The following is an 18,184-nucleotide window of genomic DNA, read 5'->3' on the forward strand; positions in this document are numbered from 1 at the left end:
ATGATTCACTTACTTGCCGGGTTAATCTGCTATTTATGTGGATCCATCCCATTCAGTTATCTTTTGCCAAAGCTTAAAAAGATCGACGTGAGAACTGTGGGAAGTGGAAATGTTGGCGGAACAAACGCTTTGCGAGCGGCAGGGCCAGTTATCGGTTTTTCCTGTATGATACTGGATGCGCTAAAAGCCTTCATCCCTGTGCTTGTTTTTTCAAAGCTGAGTGGGATGGATCCTAAAGTAGTTGGAATTGCAGCAATAGCGGCCGTTCTGGGACACGATTTTCCAATTTTTTTGAAATTCAAAGGTGGTAAGGGTGTGGCAAGTACGACTGGTGTGATGTTCGCAATATGTTACCCATGTGGGTTTGTTTTCCTTGCAGTTTGGCTTTTGATTGTTTTGACAACCAAATTTGTTTCGCTAGGTTCAATAATAGGTCTTTACACAGCTTCTTTAGTTGGCTTTTTCTTCAACACAAACTTTGGTGTTCTGTTTTTAATACTCGCCACCATTTCAACCGTTAGACATTCGGATAACGTTGAAAGGCTTCTTCACGGTACAGAGAGAAAAACCGATCTTTTGGCGTTTTTGAAGAAGAGGCGACCTTCTTGAGGAAGTTCTTTGTATTTTTGACGGTTTTGCTTTTTGTGACAGCCTTTGGAATCATCACTGAGGAACAAGCAAGGGAATATTTTTCAAAAGCCCTTATGGCTTGGTATGAGGGAGATGTGAAAAGGGCAAAGGAACTTATGGAAACGGCCACATCTGGACTTATCTACGTCACCGATATACCAGATTTTTGGTACTTCATGGCAAAGATAGACATAGATATGAGAGCAATTCAAAAAGCTCAAGAGGATTTAAAAACTATCTTGGTGATAAGTCCAGGAAAAGATGAAGTATTATCCCTGTTGAAGGAAATCGACATCCTTCAGCGTGAATTCACTTTTACAAAGCCTGTGGTTTTGGAAAAGTTACTCTCAGCATCCGGATTTTCACACGGCATAGAGTACTTCTACTCTCCAACGGCGGCTGTATTGTACGGTGATACTGTCATAATCGCAGACCAGGCAAATCAACGCATTGTTCTGTTTAAATACGGTGCCTATACGGTGATAAAAACAACGGTGGAACCGGTTTCTTTGGAGATTTCTCCAAATGGAGAAATTTTTGCAGCGGGAAGAAAAGCCGTTGTTAAAATCGATCTAACAACTAGGGATGAAAAAGTTATCCACGATGGTTTTTCCAACGCTCTTTTGGCTGGTTTTGACAGGGTAGGAAGACTTTGGGGAAGCGATGTGAACAGACTTTTTTTCATCGAAGACGATCAAGTGACGTTCTTAAACCTACCGGGATTTTTCGTTATTCAGGACGTTGAAATTTCCCACAATGGAATTTGGATCTTGGATCTTTTATCTGACAAACTTATTCTTTTTGATTTTTCAGGAAAAAAGCTTGAAGAAAGGCCTGCATTGGGTGGTAGATGCTTTGAAGTCGCCATATCTGGTGATCCGATTGTTCTAACCAAAAACAACGAATTAGTTTTGGTTGGCAAGAATCAGTTGCAAACGGTATCAAAATTGGGCGACGGAGTTGTTTTGTTTGACTATCGCTATCCGTTTTTGATCACTTTTGATTGGCACAGGCATGTTGTCGATGTTTATCCAATGAAGGGAGAAGAACCGATTTTCGTTAGGGTGGACAGTTTGAGTTTTCTAGAGGAAACAATTCGATTGAATTTCAGAGTAGAAAACATTTTTGGTGATGCGATTCCTTTCTTGGTTGGTTTGCTTCAAGTTCGAGAAGGCGGTGGAGCGGTTTACTACGAATTTAAAATTGCTTGCACTCAGATTGAATGGTTAAACCCGCAAAAAGACTTTTTAAGTTCTGCTTTACCCTATCTTAGAAGGGGAAAAGCTTACGGTGTTCTTTTCGAAAAATCACCTGCAGATCTTTCCAGAGCAGATTTAATCACGTTGAAAGGCAAGAATGTGAGAATTTTTCTTATGGAAAAAGCGAATGATTTAATTTTGCTTACGGGCGGAGCAGGTGAAGTGAGACAAAGAAAACCGATCTGCCTTCCTTACTACACCGCAACTTTTAGAAGAACTCGTCCTATACCATCGGACATAACCCCTGTTACGGTATCTGTGAAGATCGGGAATGAAATTTATTCAGACACCGTTTATTACACAAGAGGAATGATCCAATGAGTATTGAGGAAATTTTTCAAAAAGCCGTTCAACTGTCGCAAGACGGTCAATTTGAAGAGGCAGAAAAGCTTTACAAACAATGCCTTGAAATTGAGCCAGGACATCCTGAAATTTGGAACAATTTAGGAAACATTTACAGAAGGGTAGGGCAAATTGCCAAATCGATAGAAGCCTATCAAAAGGCTATAGAACTTGATTCTTCTTACGCTCCTGCTTATTTAAACCTTGCCTGTACGCTTTTGACAATCGATAGGTACGATATGGCAAAACTTGTGCTTTTGAAGCTGGTGAACATGAACTTTCAAGTGGCTAAATCGTTGGCGATGCTTGTGGTTTGTCACCTACAGCTGAACGAGCAAATCGAAGCTTTGAAACTTTTTAGAGAAAACAAAGACAACCAAGAATTCTTGAACGAGCTTGAGGAGTACGGTGTTTTGAACTATTTGTTTGAGCTCGACAAACAATGGAGCATGATTTAATCTTCGAAGAAAAGGTTGAACAAAATTGGACTGATTTTCTCTCTGACGATCCTTTTGAATTTTTGAATTGTGTTGTCTATCTTTTTGAATTCCACATTCAGTTTTCTTCCTATTTCTTCGTAGCTTTCTCCGCTTGCCCATAGTTCCACTATTTCCTTTTCCAAATCCTTCAAGTGTTGTTTTGCTTGTTCTAGGATTATTTCTGCAACGGCAGACTTTTGGGTTGAAACAGACGAATCTTCGAAGATGTAACCAGGTTCTTCTGATTCCTCAACGTTTAGCTGATCAACGCTGACTGCGTCAGTCAGCATTTTGTTCTTCTTGCGATTCAGGTAAGTTAAAAAGGATTTCAACTCCGATTCTATGCTTCGCCATGCAAAGGATGAAAATCCGCTCTTGTCGGGCTGATAGTAATACGCGGCTTTTATCAACCCGACCAATCCATTTTGAACGAGATCTTCAAACTGAGCCCAAGGCGCGTAGTACTTTGAAGATATTTTCACAACCATTGGGTAATATCTTTCCACGATGAGCTCTAAAGCTTCGTTGAAACCACTTTGTACAAGTTCAACTAACTCTTCCGTTTTTTTGGACCTAAGCCGATGTTTTATCGACAAAGCTCATTCACCACTTTCTTTTTGCAAAAGTTTTGCAAGTTCACCTATATTTTCAACCACTATGTCTGGTTTAATGCTTGAATTTCGAAGATCTTCCAAAGTTGTTTCACCTGTGAGAACAAGGATGGACAGAATGCCAGACCTTCTTGCAAATTCTATATCTGTGTACAGCCTGTCACCAACCATTGCGATTTTTTCCCTTGAAACACCTGTTTTCTTCATCACCATTTCGAGCATCAAGGGGTTTGGCTTTCCCACTATGTAATCTGGAAGCCTTCCTGTGGATTTTTCAATCAAAGCTATGTAAGAACCGGCATCCGGCAGTGGACCTTCCAAAGATGGACAGTTTATATCCGGGTGAGTTGCAACATACAAGAGATTTTTCCTCAAATAAATGCAGGCTTTTGCAAGCTTTTCGTAGTTTATCTCCGTATCGTATCCCAAAACAACTATTTCTGGATCTTCCTGAACGATTTTATGACCGTATTTTTCAAAGGTTTTTGCAAGCTTTTTTGTACCAACCAAAAATATCCTGAGTGTGCCATAACGTTCTTTCAAGAATATCCCAGTAGCATCCCCGGATGTGAAAACCTCTATCTTACCATCCAATCCCATTTTTCTAAGCTTTTCGGCGTAACTTTCAGAATCATTTGAAGAATTGTTTGTTAAAAACATAAAATTTTTGCCTTGTTTTCTTAGGGTATCTACAAATTCAATGGAACCTGGAAGCAACTTGTTTCCAAGGTAAAACGTTCCATCCATATCCAAAAGGAAAAGTTCAATGTCTTTAAGATCTCTCAACCTTATCACCTCAACCAATACGATACCAAAAAAATTGAAGAGTGCATAGCATAAAAGGTTCTGAATGACTGAGGGAATTCCGGCCTTAACAACATTTAGTTATAATTTGGTAAAGTTCAGCATATTCGCATGAAGGAGGAGTGAACGTGAGAAACAAACTTGTCGACGGTTGGACTTTAATCTGTGGTGAAAAGGTTGTAGAAATATCGTCTGTTCCTCATCAATCCGATATCTCTCAGGAATCTTATCCAAACGCAAGTTGCCAGCAGTTGGTTTATGAGAGAAAGCTTGTGGAACTGAAAGGAATGGATGAGCGTAAAGCGATTCTGAGATTTCACGGTGTGGATCTTCAAGCATCTGTGTTTGTGAATGGTCAAAAGCTTTTGGATCACGAGGGTGGATATGACTTGTTTGAAGTTGATCTTTCGAATTACGTAAAATTCGACGGTAACGATTTGCTCAGACTTGTTGTTTCTGATGTGGATGTGAGAGCCGAACCACACATTGTGATGGGCAAGCAAGATTGGTATGGCAACGCAACCGGAATTGTACAAGAAGTAGAGCTGTTGGTTGTGCCGCCAGTGTACATAAGTTCAGCGAGATTCTATCCACTGGATCTTTTTGGTAGAGTAAAAGGCATAGTCGAATTTTCCGACGGGAAGGACCATGAATTCCAACTTGAAATCTATGACTCCAAGCATAACAAGGTTTACCAAAGCAAAGAGAAGAGCAGTTGTTTCGAATTTACGATTGTCAACCCACATCTGTGGTCTATTGATGATCCACATCTGTACAAAGCCGTTGTAACATTGGAAACGGATGGATACATCGACCGGTTTGAAACATCGTTTGGAATAAGAATCTTTCAAACCAAAGATGACAAACTTTTGTTGAACGGAGAACCTGTTTACATTTTCGGAGCTTTGGATCAAAACTTTTATCCTATAACTCATTACTGTTTGCCTGACAGAAATTCTTTGGTGTCGGAATTACTCAAAGCCAAAGAAATGGGGCTAAACCTTTTGAGATTTCACATGAAGATACCGGATGATCTGTACTTGGAAATAGCCGATGAAATAGGACTTTTGATTTGGATAGATCTTCCTTATGCAAGGATTCTGAACGATTCTTCGAAAAACTACCTCGAAAAACTGATGGAAAACCTTTTGGTAAGGCATGCCAATCATCCAAGTTTTGTGATGCTGTCCTTGATCAACGAGAGTTGGGGAATCGATTTGTCGATTGCCGAAGAAAGACAATGGCTTAGGAAATTTTACTTTAAAGCGAAGAAGTTTGATCCTACAAGAGTTTACGTTGACAACAGTGCGTGTATAGGTAATAAACACGTTATTTCAGACGTGGATGATTATCACTTCTATAAGGCGTATCCTTACCACAACAAGGAATGGAAAGAACAGATAAAAGATTTTGCAAGCGGAAAATTTGAGAGTTTCTACGAACCTATCGATAAGAAATTGCCAAAACTTGTTTCAGAATTTGGTATTTGGGGAATTTCTGATCCAAAAACTTGGCTGGGAAAATGGTCTGAGTTTCCAGTAACCGTTATGGGATTGACGTTTGATCAAACTCAGCCTGCCTATGCACTACAAGGAATAGCAAACTTCCACGATCTTGACGATTTGATCTATCAAGCTCAACTCACACAGTTTCTTGGGTTGAAGTATCAAATTGAAACGATCAGAATGCAGCCAGAGATATCAGGTTATGTGATCACGGAATTTTCAGACATAGCTTGGGAAGCAAACGGTTTGCTTGACTACAACAGGATGCCAAAGCATTTTTATCCTTATTTGAAGTTTTTGAACAGCAAAGTTATAGGGATTATTCCGGATCATAATTCACTTTTGATCGAAGGGGATTTTTATACTGCGCCGCTTTGTGTGATCAACAGTGATTCAAAAGTTCTGAAGGCGAGAGTCTTGGTTAGAACAGAAAAAGATGTGATTTTGGATAAGACTATCGAAGTGCAACCTTGGGAGATTAAGGAAATTTCTTCGCTTTCATTCAAACCAGATAAGACAATTCACAACATTTATGTGGAGATATTCAGCGATGGTAAACTTATCAGCAGGAATTTTTATCCGATGCAAGTTCTTGAGAGGAAAGCAGGGACATTTTTGTTGGAGTTTGTCGACAGCGATTTTTTTGTTGAAGATGGGTTAAGAGCGGTGAGAGAAAACACAAAAGTTGGTGGTGTATTGGATTTGAAAGGGGACTGGATAGGTGCGGCGACTGTTTTCAACGTCAAAAGAAGTTTGAACATAGCTGCGTTAATATGGGGACTAAATACAATAACAAGCGAGTATCTGCTTTTAGCAGAAGAGTCAAATCACTTTAGTTCTGAACAGTCTGTGATAACGAAGGTGTATGGCTGGGGATATGCGCTCGGTTCGTTGCTTTATGTTTCCAGGAAAGATGGAGAAACAAAGGTGTTCACAACGCTTAAGGATACAGAATTGAGTCGAGTTTTGATTGCAAATCTGATTTGTTGATTCTCGAATAAACCGAAAATTTCCTTCCCAACGTAGGTTTTGTTTTTAAAAGAAGCAGTTTTTGCCTTGATATGTATTTTTTCACCTTATTTTCAACTACTTGACAGAAATAATTTCCAGTTATAAAATCAAAATTGGAAAAAACTTCCAAAGGTGGTTCGAAACGTGAGACAAATACCAAGGGGAATAATAATCAGCTGTCAACTTGAACCAGGCGATCCAATTGAAGATGTGTGTTTCGTTGTAAGTATGGCAAAGGCTGCGAAATATGCTGGTGCTGTGGCTATAAGGACAAACGAAGCAAAACATGTACGCGCTATTAAAGAATCCTTGGATATTCCAGTTATTGGGCTTGTGAAAGATAGAAATTATAAAGCTTTCATAACACCAACTTTTGAGCATGCAAAACAAGTTATTGAAGCAGGGGCAGATCTTGTAGCAATAGATTGTACAAGAAATGAAAGACCCGTTGAGTTGGATAAACTGTTTGAACAAATAAGGTTAGAATTTCCCAATGTTGGAATTGTGGCAGACATCGCCGATGAGTTGGATGCAGAAAGGGTTCAAAGTCTAAAACCGGATTTCATCGCGACAACGCTTTGTGGATACACCTCTTACACCCAGGGATGGAGGATACCAAACCTTGATTTAGTTAAGAAGCTTTCAAAGAAACTGTTTATACCAATAATTGCCGAGGGAGGATACTCAACGGTAGAAGAGGTTGAGAAAGCCTTTGAATATGGTGCTTACGCAGTCGTAATTGGCACTGCTATAACAAGACCGTGGCTGACAATTCAAAGGTTTGTGCGTAGGGCACAACCATTCTTGTAAGGGGGGTATGAAAATATGAGGAAAGTTCTAGTTGCATTTGTCCTTGCATTTGCGATCCTTATGTTCTCCGCAACGAAAATAGTTATGGTGTACTGGCCAGGGCCAGAAAGTGAAGCTATGGAAAAGGTGGTAAGTTACTGGAATGCCACCGAAGGAAAGAAACTTGGTATTGAAGTTGAAATCCTCAACTTTTCGAGAGAAGGTTTCTGGGAGAAGCAAGAAATTCTACTTAATGCGAGATCTTCAGAAGTAGATATAGTTTTTGTTGCTACCTACATAATCGGTAGGCTTGCTCCTCATCTGGTTCCTCTGGAGGGTTTCCAGCTTGATCCCAATGTGTTCATTGCATCGGCTCTTGACAGCATGTCTTACGAGGGATTTCTCTACGGTTTACCTCTTGATGTGAGTAATCACTTTTTATACTATCGAAAAGACTTGATGGAAAAGCTTTTGAACGAACCAGCTTGGAGGACGAGATATGAGGAACTGTCTCAAAAATACTTAGGTAAAAAGCTGTCACCAAAGAGACCAAACGAATGGGAATGGGATGATTACAAAGCTACAGCCATTTTCTTCACCAAAAAATATAATCCAGATTCACCAACCACTTATGGAAATGTGTTGCAAATGAAGAATCTTGTCTACAATGTAATGATATGGAATGATGTGTTATGGTCAATGGGTGGATCTTGGTTTGATTCAACTGGTAAATTTAATATAAAAACTGAAGCAGCAAGGAAAGCAGCTGAGTTGTTTAAGACGCTTTATGATCTTGGAACAGTGCCCCCTGGTGTAACCACGTATGAGTTTGGAGAAGCTAATGAAGCATTTAAGAGTGGGAGTGTATTTATGATGATACAATGGTCTGCTGCTTATAACATACTAACTGATAAAACTCAGTCACCTTTAGTGTATGACAAGGTTGCACTTGCCCCAATTCCCGGTCCAAGACCATCTACACATGTTCATTCGCTTGGTGTAGCATTGAGCAAGTACAGCAAGAAAAAAGATGCGGCCTTGAAATTCTTGTCTTTCTTAGCAAGTGAACAAGCAATGAAAATGTATGCTGAAAACGGGGGTATTCCACCGGTTGAGACCGTGCTCAAATCCCTCGGACATAAACGTCCAGAATTTCCTGTAATAGCAGAGCACGTTAGAAAGTATGGTTACGTTGAGGCAACTATTCCGGAGACAATGTCTATACTCGAAATAATTTCAAACAAATTGACTGCTTACTGGGCTGGACAAATTGACTTGGATCGCACTCTTGACCAAATTCAAGCAGAAGTTGATACTCTTCTGAAAAAATAGAGCAAAAATTTCAAGGCAAAACCCCGCACAACTATTGTGCGGGGTTTGTCATAACATAGAGGTGAGATTCGTGAATCCAAGATTTAGCAGAAAAGTAATAGGTTTTCTTTTCTATCTACCATTAATAGCTTTAGTAGTGGGCTTTTTTGCATACCTGCTGGCGTCTTCAATTTTTATTAGTTTTAAAAATGTCTTGTTCGGAGGCATGGCAGCCGCGAAATTTGTTGGTTTTAGCAACTACATTGAACTGTTTTTTTCAAGAGATTTTTGGTATTCCATGAGGTTTAGTTTCATTTTTGGTATAACTACAGCATTTTTAGAATTAGCTCTTGGATTCTTGTTAGCTTACTATTTTTATTCGAAATTCCGTGGCTCAAAGTTTTTATTCACTTTTCTAATCAGTCCTATGTTTATTGCTCCTTCTCTTTTTGGCCTTATGAACAGAATTCTTTTCAACAATTTTATCGGCCTCATTCCTGGTTATGTAAGATCTTTATTTGGAATAAGTGTTGATTTTTTTCATCCTAACAACATATTTTGGACACTTGTTGGAATAGATTTATTGCAGTGGACTCCATTTTTGTTTCTGATTATATACGCTGCCTTACTGGGAATACCAATTCAGCTAATAGAAGCAGCAAGTATAGATGGCGCAGGAAGATTTCAAAAAGTTGTAAATATTGTTCTTCCATACATCAAACCAGCGCTTATTTCTGGTGGTTTTCTTAGATTCATTGAATCATTCAGAAGTTTCGATTCCATCTATGTTTTGACAGGCGGTGGACCTGGCAGCCTCACTACAACAATAAGCATTTTTATCTATAGAACATCATTTACAATGGGAAATCAAGGGTTATCAAGTGCTGCAGGAATTCTATTATTCTTGGTGATGCTATTTCCTTTGTTCCTTGCGTCAAAAGTAATGAGAAAAGAGTGGTGATCTTAATGAAACCTAAAAGAAGTTTTCTTGATTGGCTCATTATCCTTTGCGTTATCTTTATTTTCAACTTACCTTTGATAAACGTTGTGATGACCTCTCTCAAGGACAACAAAACTATTTCGCAGTCACCACCACCTTTGGTGTTTAATCCCACTATAGCTCATTATAGAGATATTTTCACTAGTTCCACTTTTTCCTTCTGGAGGTTTCTCAATAACAGTTTGCTGATAGCTTTGTTTTCCTCAGCTATAACACTTTTGTGCTGTCTTCCTGCTGCTTACGCATCCGTCAGACTTGGGCTTGGTCCAGGTTGGTTAATAAGTTTTGTGGCAAACCTTAGATCAGTTCCACTGGTGGTTTTTGCCCCATCTGTGTATGTTTTGTTTAAACAAATGAATCTTGTAGATTCAAAACTGGGCATAATACTGATACACATACTGGTTAACTCACCAATGGCTTTGCTTTTGCTGGCAAGTTTCATGCAGGATATCCCTAAGGAAATTGAAGAAGCGGCTTATTTAGATGGAGCCAATAAATTGCTAATTCTTTTAAAGATAGTTTTTCCAATGCTTTCTTCATCAATTGCAGCAGTGTTCATACTTAGTTTTGTGTACTCATGGAACGAGTTCTTATTTGCCCTAATACTGAGTATCAGACGTTCTACAACATTAACTGTTGGAGCAAGTTTGTTCATTACCGCTTGGGGAGTTCAATGGGGAAGGATCGCTGCAGTTACCACACTTGCTGTTATTCCACCATTTCTGTTTGCTTTTTACGTTCAGAAGTACTTGGTAGAAGCCTTTTCGGGGGGAGTAAAGGAATGAACAAGGTTATAGGCATCGACATTGGTGGCACTATGATCAAAGGTGGGATTGTCGAAGAAAAGATTATAAAAACGAGGATTATCCAACCACTGGCTAAGAAGCAACCTATGGAGAGTTTGGATTCAGTAATAAAGAAACTCCTTAGAGCTGGGTATGAGCAAATCAAATGTATTGGTATAGCTACAGCTGGTAGAGTCGACTCGGACGATGGTGTTGTTCTTTATGCGTCACCGAATATTCCTAATTGGTCAAGCTTGCAACTATCAAAAATCCTGAGGAAAAGATATGATATACCATGCTACGTTATTAATGATGCTAAGGCTGCTGCTTTGGCAGAAGCTAAAATCCGAAACGTGTCGAACCTGGTCCTGCTGACAATTGGCACGGGGTTGGGTGGGGGAATAATTGTCAACGGGGAAATTCTTCAGGGTTTCAAATGGGAAGCTGGGGAAATTGGGCACACTATACTTCATCCAAACGGCAGGCAATGCAACTGCGGAAAAAAAGGTTGTGCCGAGCAGTACATATCGATGAAGGTTCTGCACAGGTATGCGAAAGAAAGGGACAGGCACAGACTCATAGAAAGGTTTCATCAGAATGATCTGCAAATTGTTTCAGCGGTAGAAAGATTGGTTAAGGACCTGGTCATTTTGACAGACAAATTATTTTTAACAATTGATCCTGAGTTTGTAGTAATCGGTGGAGGTTTTTGTGAATTAGGATCAAATGTGTTAGAAATCATCAGGAAACACCTAGAACCCTACGCTTCAAAGTCCCTTTACAGTCCATCACAAGTTGATCTGTCAACTCTTGGAAATGATGCTGGTATAATTGGTGCAGCTATGTACGCTGAAAGTCGAATCTCGGGAGGTTGACCAATTTCATGGAAGATGTTCAGACCATTATAAAAGTTAACCAGAGGCTTTTTACTAAGAAAGAAAAAAAGCTTGCGGAATTTGTTATCACTCATCCAGAAGATGTTATTGATATGAGTGTAACGGAAGTAGCAGATACACTTGGTATTGGCGAGGGAACCGTGGTCCGGTTCTGTCAAAAACTCGGTTTCACCGGTTTTCACGCTTTCAAAATAGCCCTAGCAAAAAGTTTGGGAAAACAGGAAGAATTGGCAAGATCAAACGATATTTTGAATATTGTGAAAGAAAATCACATTAAAGCCATAGAAGAAACGTCCAATTTGCTTAAATTAAATGAAAAGATAGTGTACCAATGCGCCGAAAAAATAGCGAACTGTAGAAGACTTTATTTGTTGGGAGTGGGAGCCTCTGGTGTCACGGCTCTCGATGCTTACTATAAATTCATGCGAATTGGTATAGATGCAAGACACATGATGGACCCACATCTTCAGATTATGGATTTATCAAGTTGTTGTGAAAAAGATTGTGTTCTGGCTTTTTCACAGAGTGGATCTACCGCCGTTGTTGTGGACATGGCAAAACTTGCAAAACAGAATGGAGCTTGTGTAATAGCCATTACTGGTTACAACAAATCTCCTTTAACCTCTTATGCAGATTTTATTTTGTTGACTGCGATTAGGGAAAATCCATTTCAAAGCGGGGCCATAAGGTCGAAAATAGCACAGTTACATGTTTTGGAGGTTCTATTTGAACAAACATGTTTGATTCTTTCAGATAAAGCAAGAAAAAGCATTGACCGTACAGCGCGAGCAGTAGAAGATTGGATATATTAATCTCTGAAGACCAGGAACTTGAAAATTCCTTGATCTTCTGGTAATATTGGTTGGAAAAAAACAGGAGAGGGGATCGAAGATGGCAAAAAGATGCGAGATCTGCGGGAAAGGACCTGTGGCAGGTAAGACCATCAGCCATTCGAATAAGCACAACCCAAGAATGTTTAGACCGAACATCCAAAAGGTTCGAGTGAGAATGGAAGATGGCACAATCAAGACGATGAAAGTTTGTGCCAAATGCCTGAAAGCAGGCAAAGTTCAGAGGGTAACAGCAGCATGATCGCGCGGAAAATCCCGCGCGATTTTTATTTTATTACCGCTTTTTTATTTTCCTAAACTCTCACATCCAAAATTTCTTGTGTTGAAAATGCTTCAAAGTGTTTGCTAAAATTTTCATGTGCGATACTCAAAAAGGACGGTGGAAGGATGGATTTGAAAAAATTTGTAAGGGATATTCCCGATTTTCCCGTCAAAGGTATCATCTTCAGGGATGTAACACCCCTTTTAAAATCGCCACAGGCTTTCAAATTTGCGGTGGACGAGATGGCTAGGATTCTGTCAGATGTTTCTTTCGATTGCATAGTTTCGCCCGAAGCGCGTGGGTTCATCTTTGGAGCTGCCTTGGCTTACAAGTTGGGAAAAGGTTTTGTACCAGTTCGTAAACCTGGCAAGCTGCCTTACGAAACTGTATCGCTTGAGTATCAACTCGAGTATGGTACGGCACAGCTTCAGATACACGCGGATGCCATCGAGCCTGGTCAAAAAGTTCTAATAGTGGACGACGTTCTTGCTACCGGTGGAACCGCTGAAGCTATTGGTAAACTCGTGCAAAAGCTAGGCGGGCAAGTGGCAGCTATGTGTTTTCTCATAGAGTTGACTTACCTCAACCCTAGGGAAAGGTTGAAAGGTTACGATGTTCGAACTGTTCTTAAATATTGAGAGGTGAATTGAGATGCTTCGCTTTGATTTCAGCTTTATGTTTGAACCGAATGTGAAGGGTGGAATAACAGAGGAAGAATTTGAAGAGTGTAAGCCTTTGGTGGCAAAAGCAGTTGACGCTGTGGTGAAAAGTCGCCCAGGGTTTGTGAAGGTGATACTTGACAGAAGCCATATGGACGCGATTGAGGATATCAACCAATGGGTTCTTTCTTTTAACAACTTGGTCGTGATAGGAATCGGTGGATCAAGTCTTGGTGCGGTCGCTTTGGTGAACGCTTTAACACCACCTGATTGGAATTACCTTTCAAAACAAGAAAGAAAAGGTTACTTGAGAATATTCTTTTTGGAAAACGTTGATCCCGATCAAACCGCAGCGGTTTTGGATGAAATCGACCCACGTGAAACCCTATTCGCTGTGATTTCAAAGTCTGGATCCACAGCCGAATGTTTAGCACATTATCAAATTGTAAGAGGGTTACTTCAAATAAGAGGTTTGAAACCTTCAAACCACATTGTTTTCATAACAGACCCTAAGAAAGGCTTTTTGAGAAAGATAGCAAGTGAAGAAAAGATACTCGCACTGGAGATACCGCCTGATCTGGGTGGAAGATTCAGTGTACTTTCTCCCGTGGGACTTCTTCCAGCAAGCGCGATAGGGGTGGATGTTAAGGCCTTGATCGACGGTGCACGCGACGCTTACGTTAAATGCTCTGATCTTAAAGTAGAAGCCAACCCAGCTGCCATGATTGCCTTGTGCCACTATCTTCACAAAAAGAAGGGTAGAACGATAACCGTCATGATGCCTTATTCAAATAGGTTATACTCTCTTGCCGATTGGTTCAGACAACTTTGGGCCGAAAGTCTTGGTAAGAAATATTCGTTGTCTGGAGAGGTTGTAAACGAAGGTTTAACACCGGTGAAAGCGTTGGGAGTGGTGGATCAGCATTCTCAACTTCAACTTTACATGGAAGGACCGGATGACAAAACGATCACTTTCATAGAAGTTGAAAAATTCGACAGGGATGTGCTTATTCCTTCAATTCATACAGAGGAAGAGATAAGCTACCTTGGTGGGAAAAAGTTGGCAGATCTTTTGAAGAGTGAGTTGATTGGAACAGAAAGGTCTTTGGCTGCCAACGGCAGGCCAAGCATGCGCGTCATTTTCCCAACCATAAACGCTTACGACATTGGTCAATTCTTCATGTACTACGAATTTGCAACGGCTTTGATGGGACAGTTGTTGAACATAAATCCTTACGATCAACCTGGCGTTGAACTTGGAAAACAGATCACTTATTCTTTGATGGGTAGGAAAAATTACGAGCACATTCAATTTCCTGAGCCTGTGAAAAGGGTTGTGATAGATTGACGCAGTATATTAAAAGGATTTTCAATCCGCTTGAAGTTTACTTTTTTCAAGACGGTGTCTTCGGTGAAAATATTTACGTCATCGTCGTCGAGGATGCAAAGTCCATCGGTAAAAAGGTCGTGGATTTTTACAACTTGGTAGGCGACGAGATACCGCTTGTCATACTTACAAAGGAAGAATGGGAGAATTTTGACAAAGCTTTGAAGCAAAAGGGTGAAAAGATCCTTTGAGATTTGTTGTAGGCGTCACAGGAAAAATTGGGAGTGGAAAATCCACTGTTTCAAAATTTTTGGCTAAACTTGGGGCAACTGTCATCGACGTTGATAAGGTCGCACACGAGATACTTGAAACGGAAAATGTGAAAAGACAGATAGTCGAAGCCTTTGGAAAAGAGATACTAACCGACGGAAAAGTGAACCGAAAGAAACTTGCTGGTGTGGTTTTTTCAGATAGTTTGAAGCTAAGATTGCTTGAATCGATCGTTCATCCTGTTTTGAGAGAAGAAATAGCAAGAAGAGTGGAAAAGTTAAGGGGTTTGGTAGTTCTTGATGCCGCAATTCTTCACAGGATTGGCTTGGACAAGCTGTGTGACTTGATAATAGTTGTCACAGCACCTTTGGATAGAATTTTTGAACGTTTGCGTGCAAAAGGTTTAAGCGAAGGGGAAATAAGGCGAAGACTGAGTTTTCAAAACGATATCCCCTTGGAAGGAATCGTCGTCGATAACGAAGGGGATTTGAATTCCCTAAGGGAAAAAGTTGAAAAGATTTACCAACAAATTTTGTTGCCAAGAATATTTTCCAAACAAGGAGGTGTTTTTTGATGAAAAAGTTCATTTTGGTGGTTGCGCTGATTTTGGCTGTCACTTTTGCCTTTGCAAAAGTCAAGGTTACTTTCTGGCATGCCATGGGAGGAGGACATGGTCAGGCCCTTCAAGAGATTGTGAATTTCTTCAACCAACAACATCCAGACATCGAAGTTGAGGCTATCTACATAGGAAATTACTCTGCTCTTCAGCAAAAGCTTCTTGCTGCTGCACAGGCTGGCGGACTTCCTACGATCTCACAAGCTTATTCCAACTGGACTGCAAAACTGATTTACTCGGGAATCGTTGAACCTTTAAACCGCTTCTTGAACGACCCAGTTATAGGCATGACTAAGGCAGAGTGGGAAGATATTTGGGAACCGATGAGGCTCAATTGCATGTGGGACGATACTCTCTACGCTTTGCCTTTCAACAAGAGCATATACGTTCTTTACGTCAACACCGATGCCCTAACGCTTGCGGGGTTAAGCATACCTGAAACGATTGGAGAATTGAAAAAGGCCGCGATACTTTTGACGGAGGATTTCAACGGTGATGGAGTCATAGATCAATATGGTTTTGGATTTAGATCAACCGTCGACCACTTCCAGGTGTTCTTGGCTCTCAACGGTGGTAGCATACTTCAAAAAGGTCCAGATGGGAAATGGAAGGTAACCATCAACAGTCAGGAAGCAAGGGAAGTTCTTCAGTTCATGCTGGAGCTCAAGGACAAATACGCGCTTGTTCAAGGTGGGTATTTGGATGGACCTTTTGGCGAAGGCAAAATAGCCATGTTCATAGAAACGGTTGCAAGCAAACCATACGTTGAAAGTGCTTCAAAGGGTAAACACGATTGGACTTGGGCACCAGTTCCTGTTTGGAAAACAAGGAACGTTCAATTCGCCGGAACCGATGTAATTATGTTCAGCACGGCAAAAGAAGAAGAAAAGAGAGCTGCTTGGGAATTCATGAAGTTCTTGGTTTCACCGGAAATCACCGCATACTGGGCTGTCAAGACAGGATATTTGCCGGTTAGAAAGAGTGCCACCCAAACGGCAATCTGGCAAAAATTTGTGGCAGAAGATCCAAGGGCAGAAGTTCCTTTGAAACAACTGGAATACGGTGTGTTCGATCCGCAGATTGGTGTCTGGGCCGAGATCAGGACCATAGTCAACACTATGGTAAGCGATGTTCTGTTTGGAAAGAAAACAATAGAAGAAGGTTTGGCGTGGGCTGAGCAAGAGATAAAGAGAGAGCTTGAAAAAGAAGGTCTATAAAAAACTGGGGGGCGCAAGCCCCCTTTAAAATAATTTTTGAGAATGGAGTGAAAAGATGAAGCAGCTAGATGATTTTACGGTGGATTATATGGCAATTGGCGAAGATTCGCAAAGATTTTTGGATCTGATAAAACAGTTTGAAACAGAGGTTGGAAAAGCTGTTCAAATTTCCAACAACCCTTATTTTGGAAGGCTTCATGTGAATGTGTATGTACTCGAAAAAGATGAGTATCCAACTTTAATCGCTTGGCTTGTATTTCACGGTGAAGAAGCTTTTGATAGGCTTTTGGAAAACGGAGCAAGTTTTGGCGAAACAAAACCTTTGAAAGAGCTTGAATTGGTTGAATCTTTTAAAAACGTCAAAACATCTTTGCTTTCTTTGGACGAAGTGGACGACGAGACGAAGATGATCATAATTGGTCCAGACAGTGTAACTTGTTTTGTCGAGTTTGATAGAGTAAAAAGTATGACAAGGGATCAACTTGCAAAGTTGATCGTGGCAAACTACGTCAAGAAAGTTTTTGGTGTTGAGAATGAGTACATGGTTAGAACCGATGACATATCTTTATTTTGAAAAGACGCAATGGTATAATCTTTTCGACCGGAGGCGTGTCCGAACTGGCTAAGGAGCCGGTCTCGAAAACCGGTGGGCCGTTGAGGCCCTTGTGGGTTCGAGTCCCACCGCCTCCGCCAACTTTGCGGGGTGAGTTGCATGAAGGTCATAGATAGAATTGAATGGATGAAAGAAATCTCTGAATCGTTAAGAAGAGAGAAAACCATTGGGTTTGTTCCAACGATGGGCTATCTTCATGAAGGCCATTTGTCTTTAGTTAGAAAATCTTTGGAAGAAAACGATATAACTGTTGTGAGCATTTTTGTAAATCCAACACAATTTGGGCCAAATGAGGATTATGCTAGTTATCCAAGGGATTTAAAAAGGGATCTTGCAATGTTGGAAAGAGAAGGTGTGGATTACGTTTTTGTTCCAACAGTTGAAGAAATGTATCCTGAGGGTTATTCAACTTACGTTGTTGAAGAGAGCCTCTCAAGGTACTTGTGCGGAAAGTCAAGACCAGGGCATTTCAGAGGCGTGTGCACTGTTGTCATGAAGCTTTTTAACATCGTTAAACCTCATAGAGCATACTTTGGTCAAAAGGATGCACAGCAGTTTCGCATAATAAGGAAGATGGTCAAAGATCTCAATATGGATGTTGAAGTCATAGAATGCCCAATAGTTCGAGACCAGGATGGGCTTGCAATGAGTTCCAGAAACGTTTATCTTACACCTGAAGAGAGGACCCAGGCTTTATCTTTGTATAGATCCCTGAAAATAGCTGAAAACCTTTACAAAATGGGTGAAAGAAATGTACACAGGATTAAAGAGAAAATGCTTGAATACCTTTCTAGCTTTGATAAAGTGAAGATAGACTACGTTGAAATAGTAGACGAACAGACTCTTGTACCTGTTGATAAGATTGATAAAAAAGTCATCGTTGCTGTGGCTGCGTGGGTGGGTAAAGCTCGCTTGATTGATAACACTATTTTGGGAGAATAAGAAGT

Annotated in this window: 20 protein-coding genes and 1 tRNA gene; 19 read left to right on the forward strand and 2 right to left on the reverse strand. The window is 40.4% G+C overall.

Going from position 1 to position 18,184, the window contains the following annotated elements; translation table 11 throughout:
- Genes plsY through THETH_RS01610 form a run of 3 tightly spaced genes read left to right on the forward strand, consistent with a single transcriptional unit; the run spans position 1 to position 2,689 of the window.
- A complete protein-coding gene (plsY, locus tag THETH_RS01600) occupies positions 1 to 609 on the forward strand; it encodes a glycerol-3-phosphate 1-O-acyltransferase PlsY (RefSeq protein WP_013931641.1) in 609 nt (202 codons plus the stop codon).
- Positions 606 to 2,210 carry an NHL repeat-containing protein gene (locus tag THETH_RS01605; RefSeq protein WP_013931642.1) on the forward strand — a complete coding sequence of 535 codons (1,605 nt, stop codon included), beginning with the start codon at positions 606 to 608 and terminating at the stop codon, positions 2,208 to 2,210. The genes plsY and THETH_RS01605 overlap by 4 nt, the downstream gene beginning before the upstream one ends.
- Complete coding sequence (locus THETH_RS01610; protein WP_013931643.1) at positions 2,207 to 2,689, forward strand: tetratricopeptide repeat protein; 483 nt, start codon at positions 2,207 to 2,209, stop codon at positions 2,687 to 2,689. Before THETH_RS01605 ends, THETH_RS01610 begins: the two co-directional genes overlap by 4 nt.
- On the opposite strand, the gene THETH_RS01615 is transcribed toward THETH_RS01610, so the two are convergent.
- Positions 2,686 to 3,306 carry a sigma-70 family RNA polymerase sigma factor gene (locus THETH_RS01615; RefSeq protein WP_013931644.1) on the reverse strand — a complete coding sequence of 207 codons (621 nt, stop codon included), beginning with the start codon at positions 3,304 to 3,306 and terminating at the stop codon, positions 2,686 to 2,688. The genes THETH_RS01610 and THETH_RS01615 overlap by 4 nt on opposite strands.
- 3 nt (positions 3,307 to 3,309) lie before the next feature.
- Positions 3,310 to 4,116 (reverse strand): HAD-IIA family hydrolase, encoded by an 807-nt coding sequence (locus THETH_RS01620; protein WP_245530523.1) that lies wholly within the window; start codon positions 4,114 to 4,116, stop codon positions 3,310 to 3,312.
- A 137-nt stretch (positions 4,117 to 4,253) separates the two neighbouring features.
- Here THETH_RS01620 and THETH_RS01625 point away from each other — a divergent pair, with 137 nt between their 5' ends.
- The 16 genes from THETH_RS01625 to panC all read left to right on the forward strand — a co-directional run bounded on the left by THETH_RS01625 (position 4,254) and on the right by panC (position 18,179).
- The gene (locus THETH_RS01625; RefSeq protein WP_013931646.1) at positions 4,254 to 6,620 is read left to right on the forward strand and encodes a glycoside hydrolase family 2 protein; all 2,367 of its coding nucleotides are present in this window, start codon (positions 4,254 to 4,256) and stop codon (positions 6,618 to 6,620) included.
- Between the two features lie 165 nt (positions 6,621 to 6,785).
- Positions 6,786 to 7,451 carry an N-acetylmannosamine-6-phosphate 2-epimerase gene (locus THETH_RS01630; RefSeq protein WP_013931647.1) on the forward strand — a complete coding sequence of 222 codons (666 nt, stop codon included), beginning with the start codon at positions 6,786 to 6,788 and terminating at the stop codon, positions 7,449 to 7,451.
- A gap of 15 nt (positions 7,452 to 7,466) precedes the next feature.
- The gene (locus tag THETH_RS01635; RefSeq protein WP_013931648.1) at positions 7,467 to 8,762 is read left to right on the forward strand and encodes an ABC transporter substrate-binding protein; all 1,296 of its coding nucleotides are present in this window, start codon (positions 7,467 to 7,469) and stop codon (positions 8,760 to 8,762) included.
- A 70-nt stretch (positions 8,763 to 8,832) separates the two neighbouring features.
- Positions 8,833 to 9,702: a carbohydrate ABC transporter permease gene (locus THETH_RS01640; protein ID WP_013931649.1), complete on the forward strand. Its 870-nt coding sequence runs from the start codon at positions 8,833 to 8,835 to the stop codon at positions 9,700 to 9,702.
- A gap of 221 nt (positions 9,703 to 9,923) precedes the next feature.
- Positions 9,924 to 10,526: a carbohydrate ABC transporter permease gene (locus THETH_RS01645; RefSeq protein WP_157723290.1), complete on the forward strand. Its 603-nt coding sequence runs from the start codon at positions 9,924 to 9,926 to the stop codon at positions 10,524 to 10,526.
- Positions 10,523 to 11,401, forward strand: coding sequence for an ROK family protein (locus THETH_RS01650; RefSeq protein ID WP_013931651.1), 879 nt, complete (start codon positions 10,523 to 10,525; stop codon positions 11,399 to 11,401). Before THETH_RS01645 ends, THETH_RS01650 begins: the two co-directional genes overlap by 4 nt.
- A gap of 8 nt (positions 11,402 to 11,409) precedes the next feature.
- Positions 11,410 to 12,234, forward strand: coding sequence for a MurR/RpiR family transcriptional regulator (locus THETH_RS01655; protein WP_013931652.1), 825 nt, complete (start codon positions 11,410 to 11,412; stop codon positions 12,232 to 12,234).
- Between the two features lie 79 nt (positions 12,235 to 12,313).
- Positions 12,314 to 12,514, forward strand: a complete 201-nt coding sequence (gene rpmB, locus THETH_RS01660; protein WP_013931653.1) for a 50S ribosomal protein L28 — start codon at positions 12,314 to 12,316, stop codon at positions 12,512 to 12,514.
- A 146-nt stretch (positions 12,515 to 12,660) separates the two neighbouring features.
- Positions 12,661 to 13,173, forward strand: coding sequence for an adenine phosphoribosyltransferase (locus tag THETH_RS01665; RefSeq protein ID WP_013931654.1), 513 nt, complete (start codon positions 12,661 to 12,663; stop codon positions 13,171 to 13,173).
- A 13-nt stretch (positions 13,174 to 13,186) separates the two neighbouring features.
- Positions 13,187 to 14,542, forward strand: a complete 1,356-nt coding sequence (locus tag THETH_RS01670; protein WP_013931655.1) for a glucose-6-phosphate isomerase — start codon at positions 13,187 to 13,189, stop codon at positions 14,540 to 14,542.
- Positions 14,539 to 14,772 carry a hypothetical protein gene (locus THETH_RS01675; RefSeq protein ID WP_013931656.1) on the forward strand — a complete coding sequence of 78 codons (234 nt, stop codon included), beginning with the start codon at positions 14,539 to 14,541 and terminating at the stop codon, positions 14,770 to 14,772. Before THETH_RS01670 ends, THETH_RS01675 begins: the two co-directional genes overlap by 4 nt.
- Positions 14,769 to 15,365 (forward strand): dephospho-CoA kinase, encoded by a 597-nt coding sequence (coaE, locus tag THETH_RS01680; RefSeq protein ID WP_013931657.1) that lies wholly within the window; start codon positions 14,769 to 14,771, stop codon positions 15,363 to 15,365. The genes THETH_RS01675 and coaE overlap by 4 nt, the downstream gene beginning before the upstream one ends.
- A complete protein-coding gene (locus THETH_RS01685; protein WP_013931658.1) occupies positions 15,365 to 16,624 on the forward strand; it encodes an ABC transporter substrate-binding protein in 1,260 nt (419 codons plus the stop codon). Before coaE ends, THETH_RS01685 begins: the two co-directional genes overlap by 1 nt.
- Before the next feature lie 55 nt (positions 16,625 to 16,679).
- Complete coding sequence (locus THETH_RS01690) at positions 16,680 to 17,198, forward strand: hypothetical protein (protein ID WP_013931659.1); 519 nt, start codon at positions 16,680 to 16,682, stop codon at positions 17,196 to 17,198.
- A gap of 29 nt (positions 17,199 to 17,227) precedes the next feature.
- Positions 17,228 to 17,317: transfer RNA gene (locus THETH_RS01695), tRNA-Ser, on the forward strand.
- A 19-nt stretch (positions 17,318 to 17,336) separates the two neighbouring features.
- Entirely contained in the window at positions 17,337 to 18,179 is an 843-nt protein-coding gene (gene panC, locus THETH_RS01700) for a pantoate--beta-alanine ligase (RefSeq protein WP_013931660.1), read from the forward strand.
- Positions 18,180 to 18,184 lie beyond the last annotated feature (5 nt).

It is taken from the genome of Pseudothermotoga thermarum DSM 5069, assembly GCF_000217815.1.
Classification (GTDB): domain Bacteria; phylum Thermotogota; class Thermotogae; order Thermotogales; family DSM-5069; genus Pseudothermotoga; species Pseudothermotoga thermarum.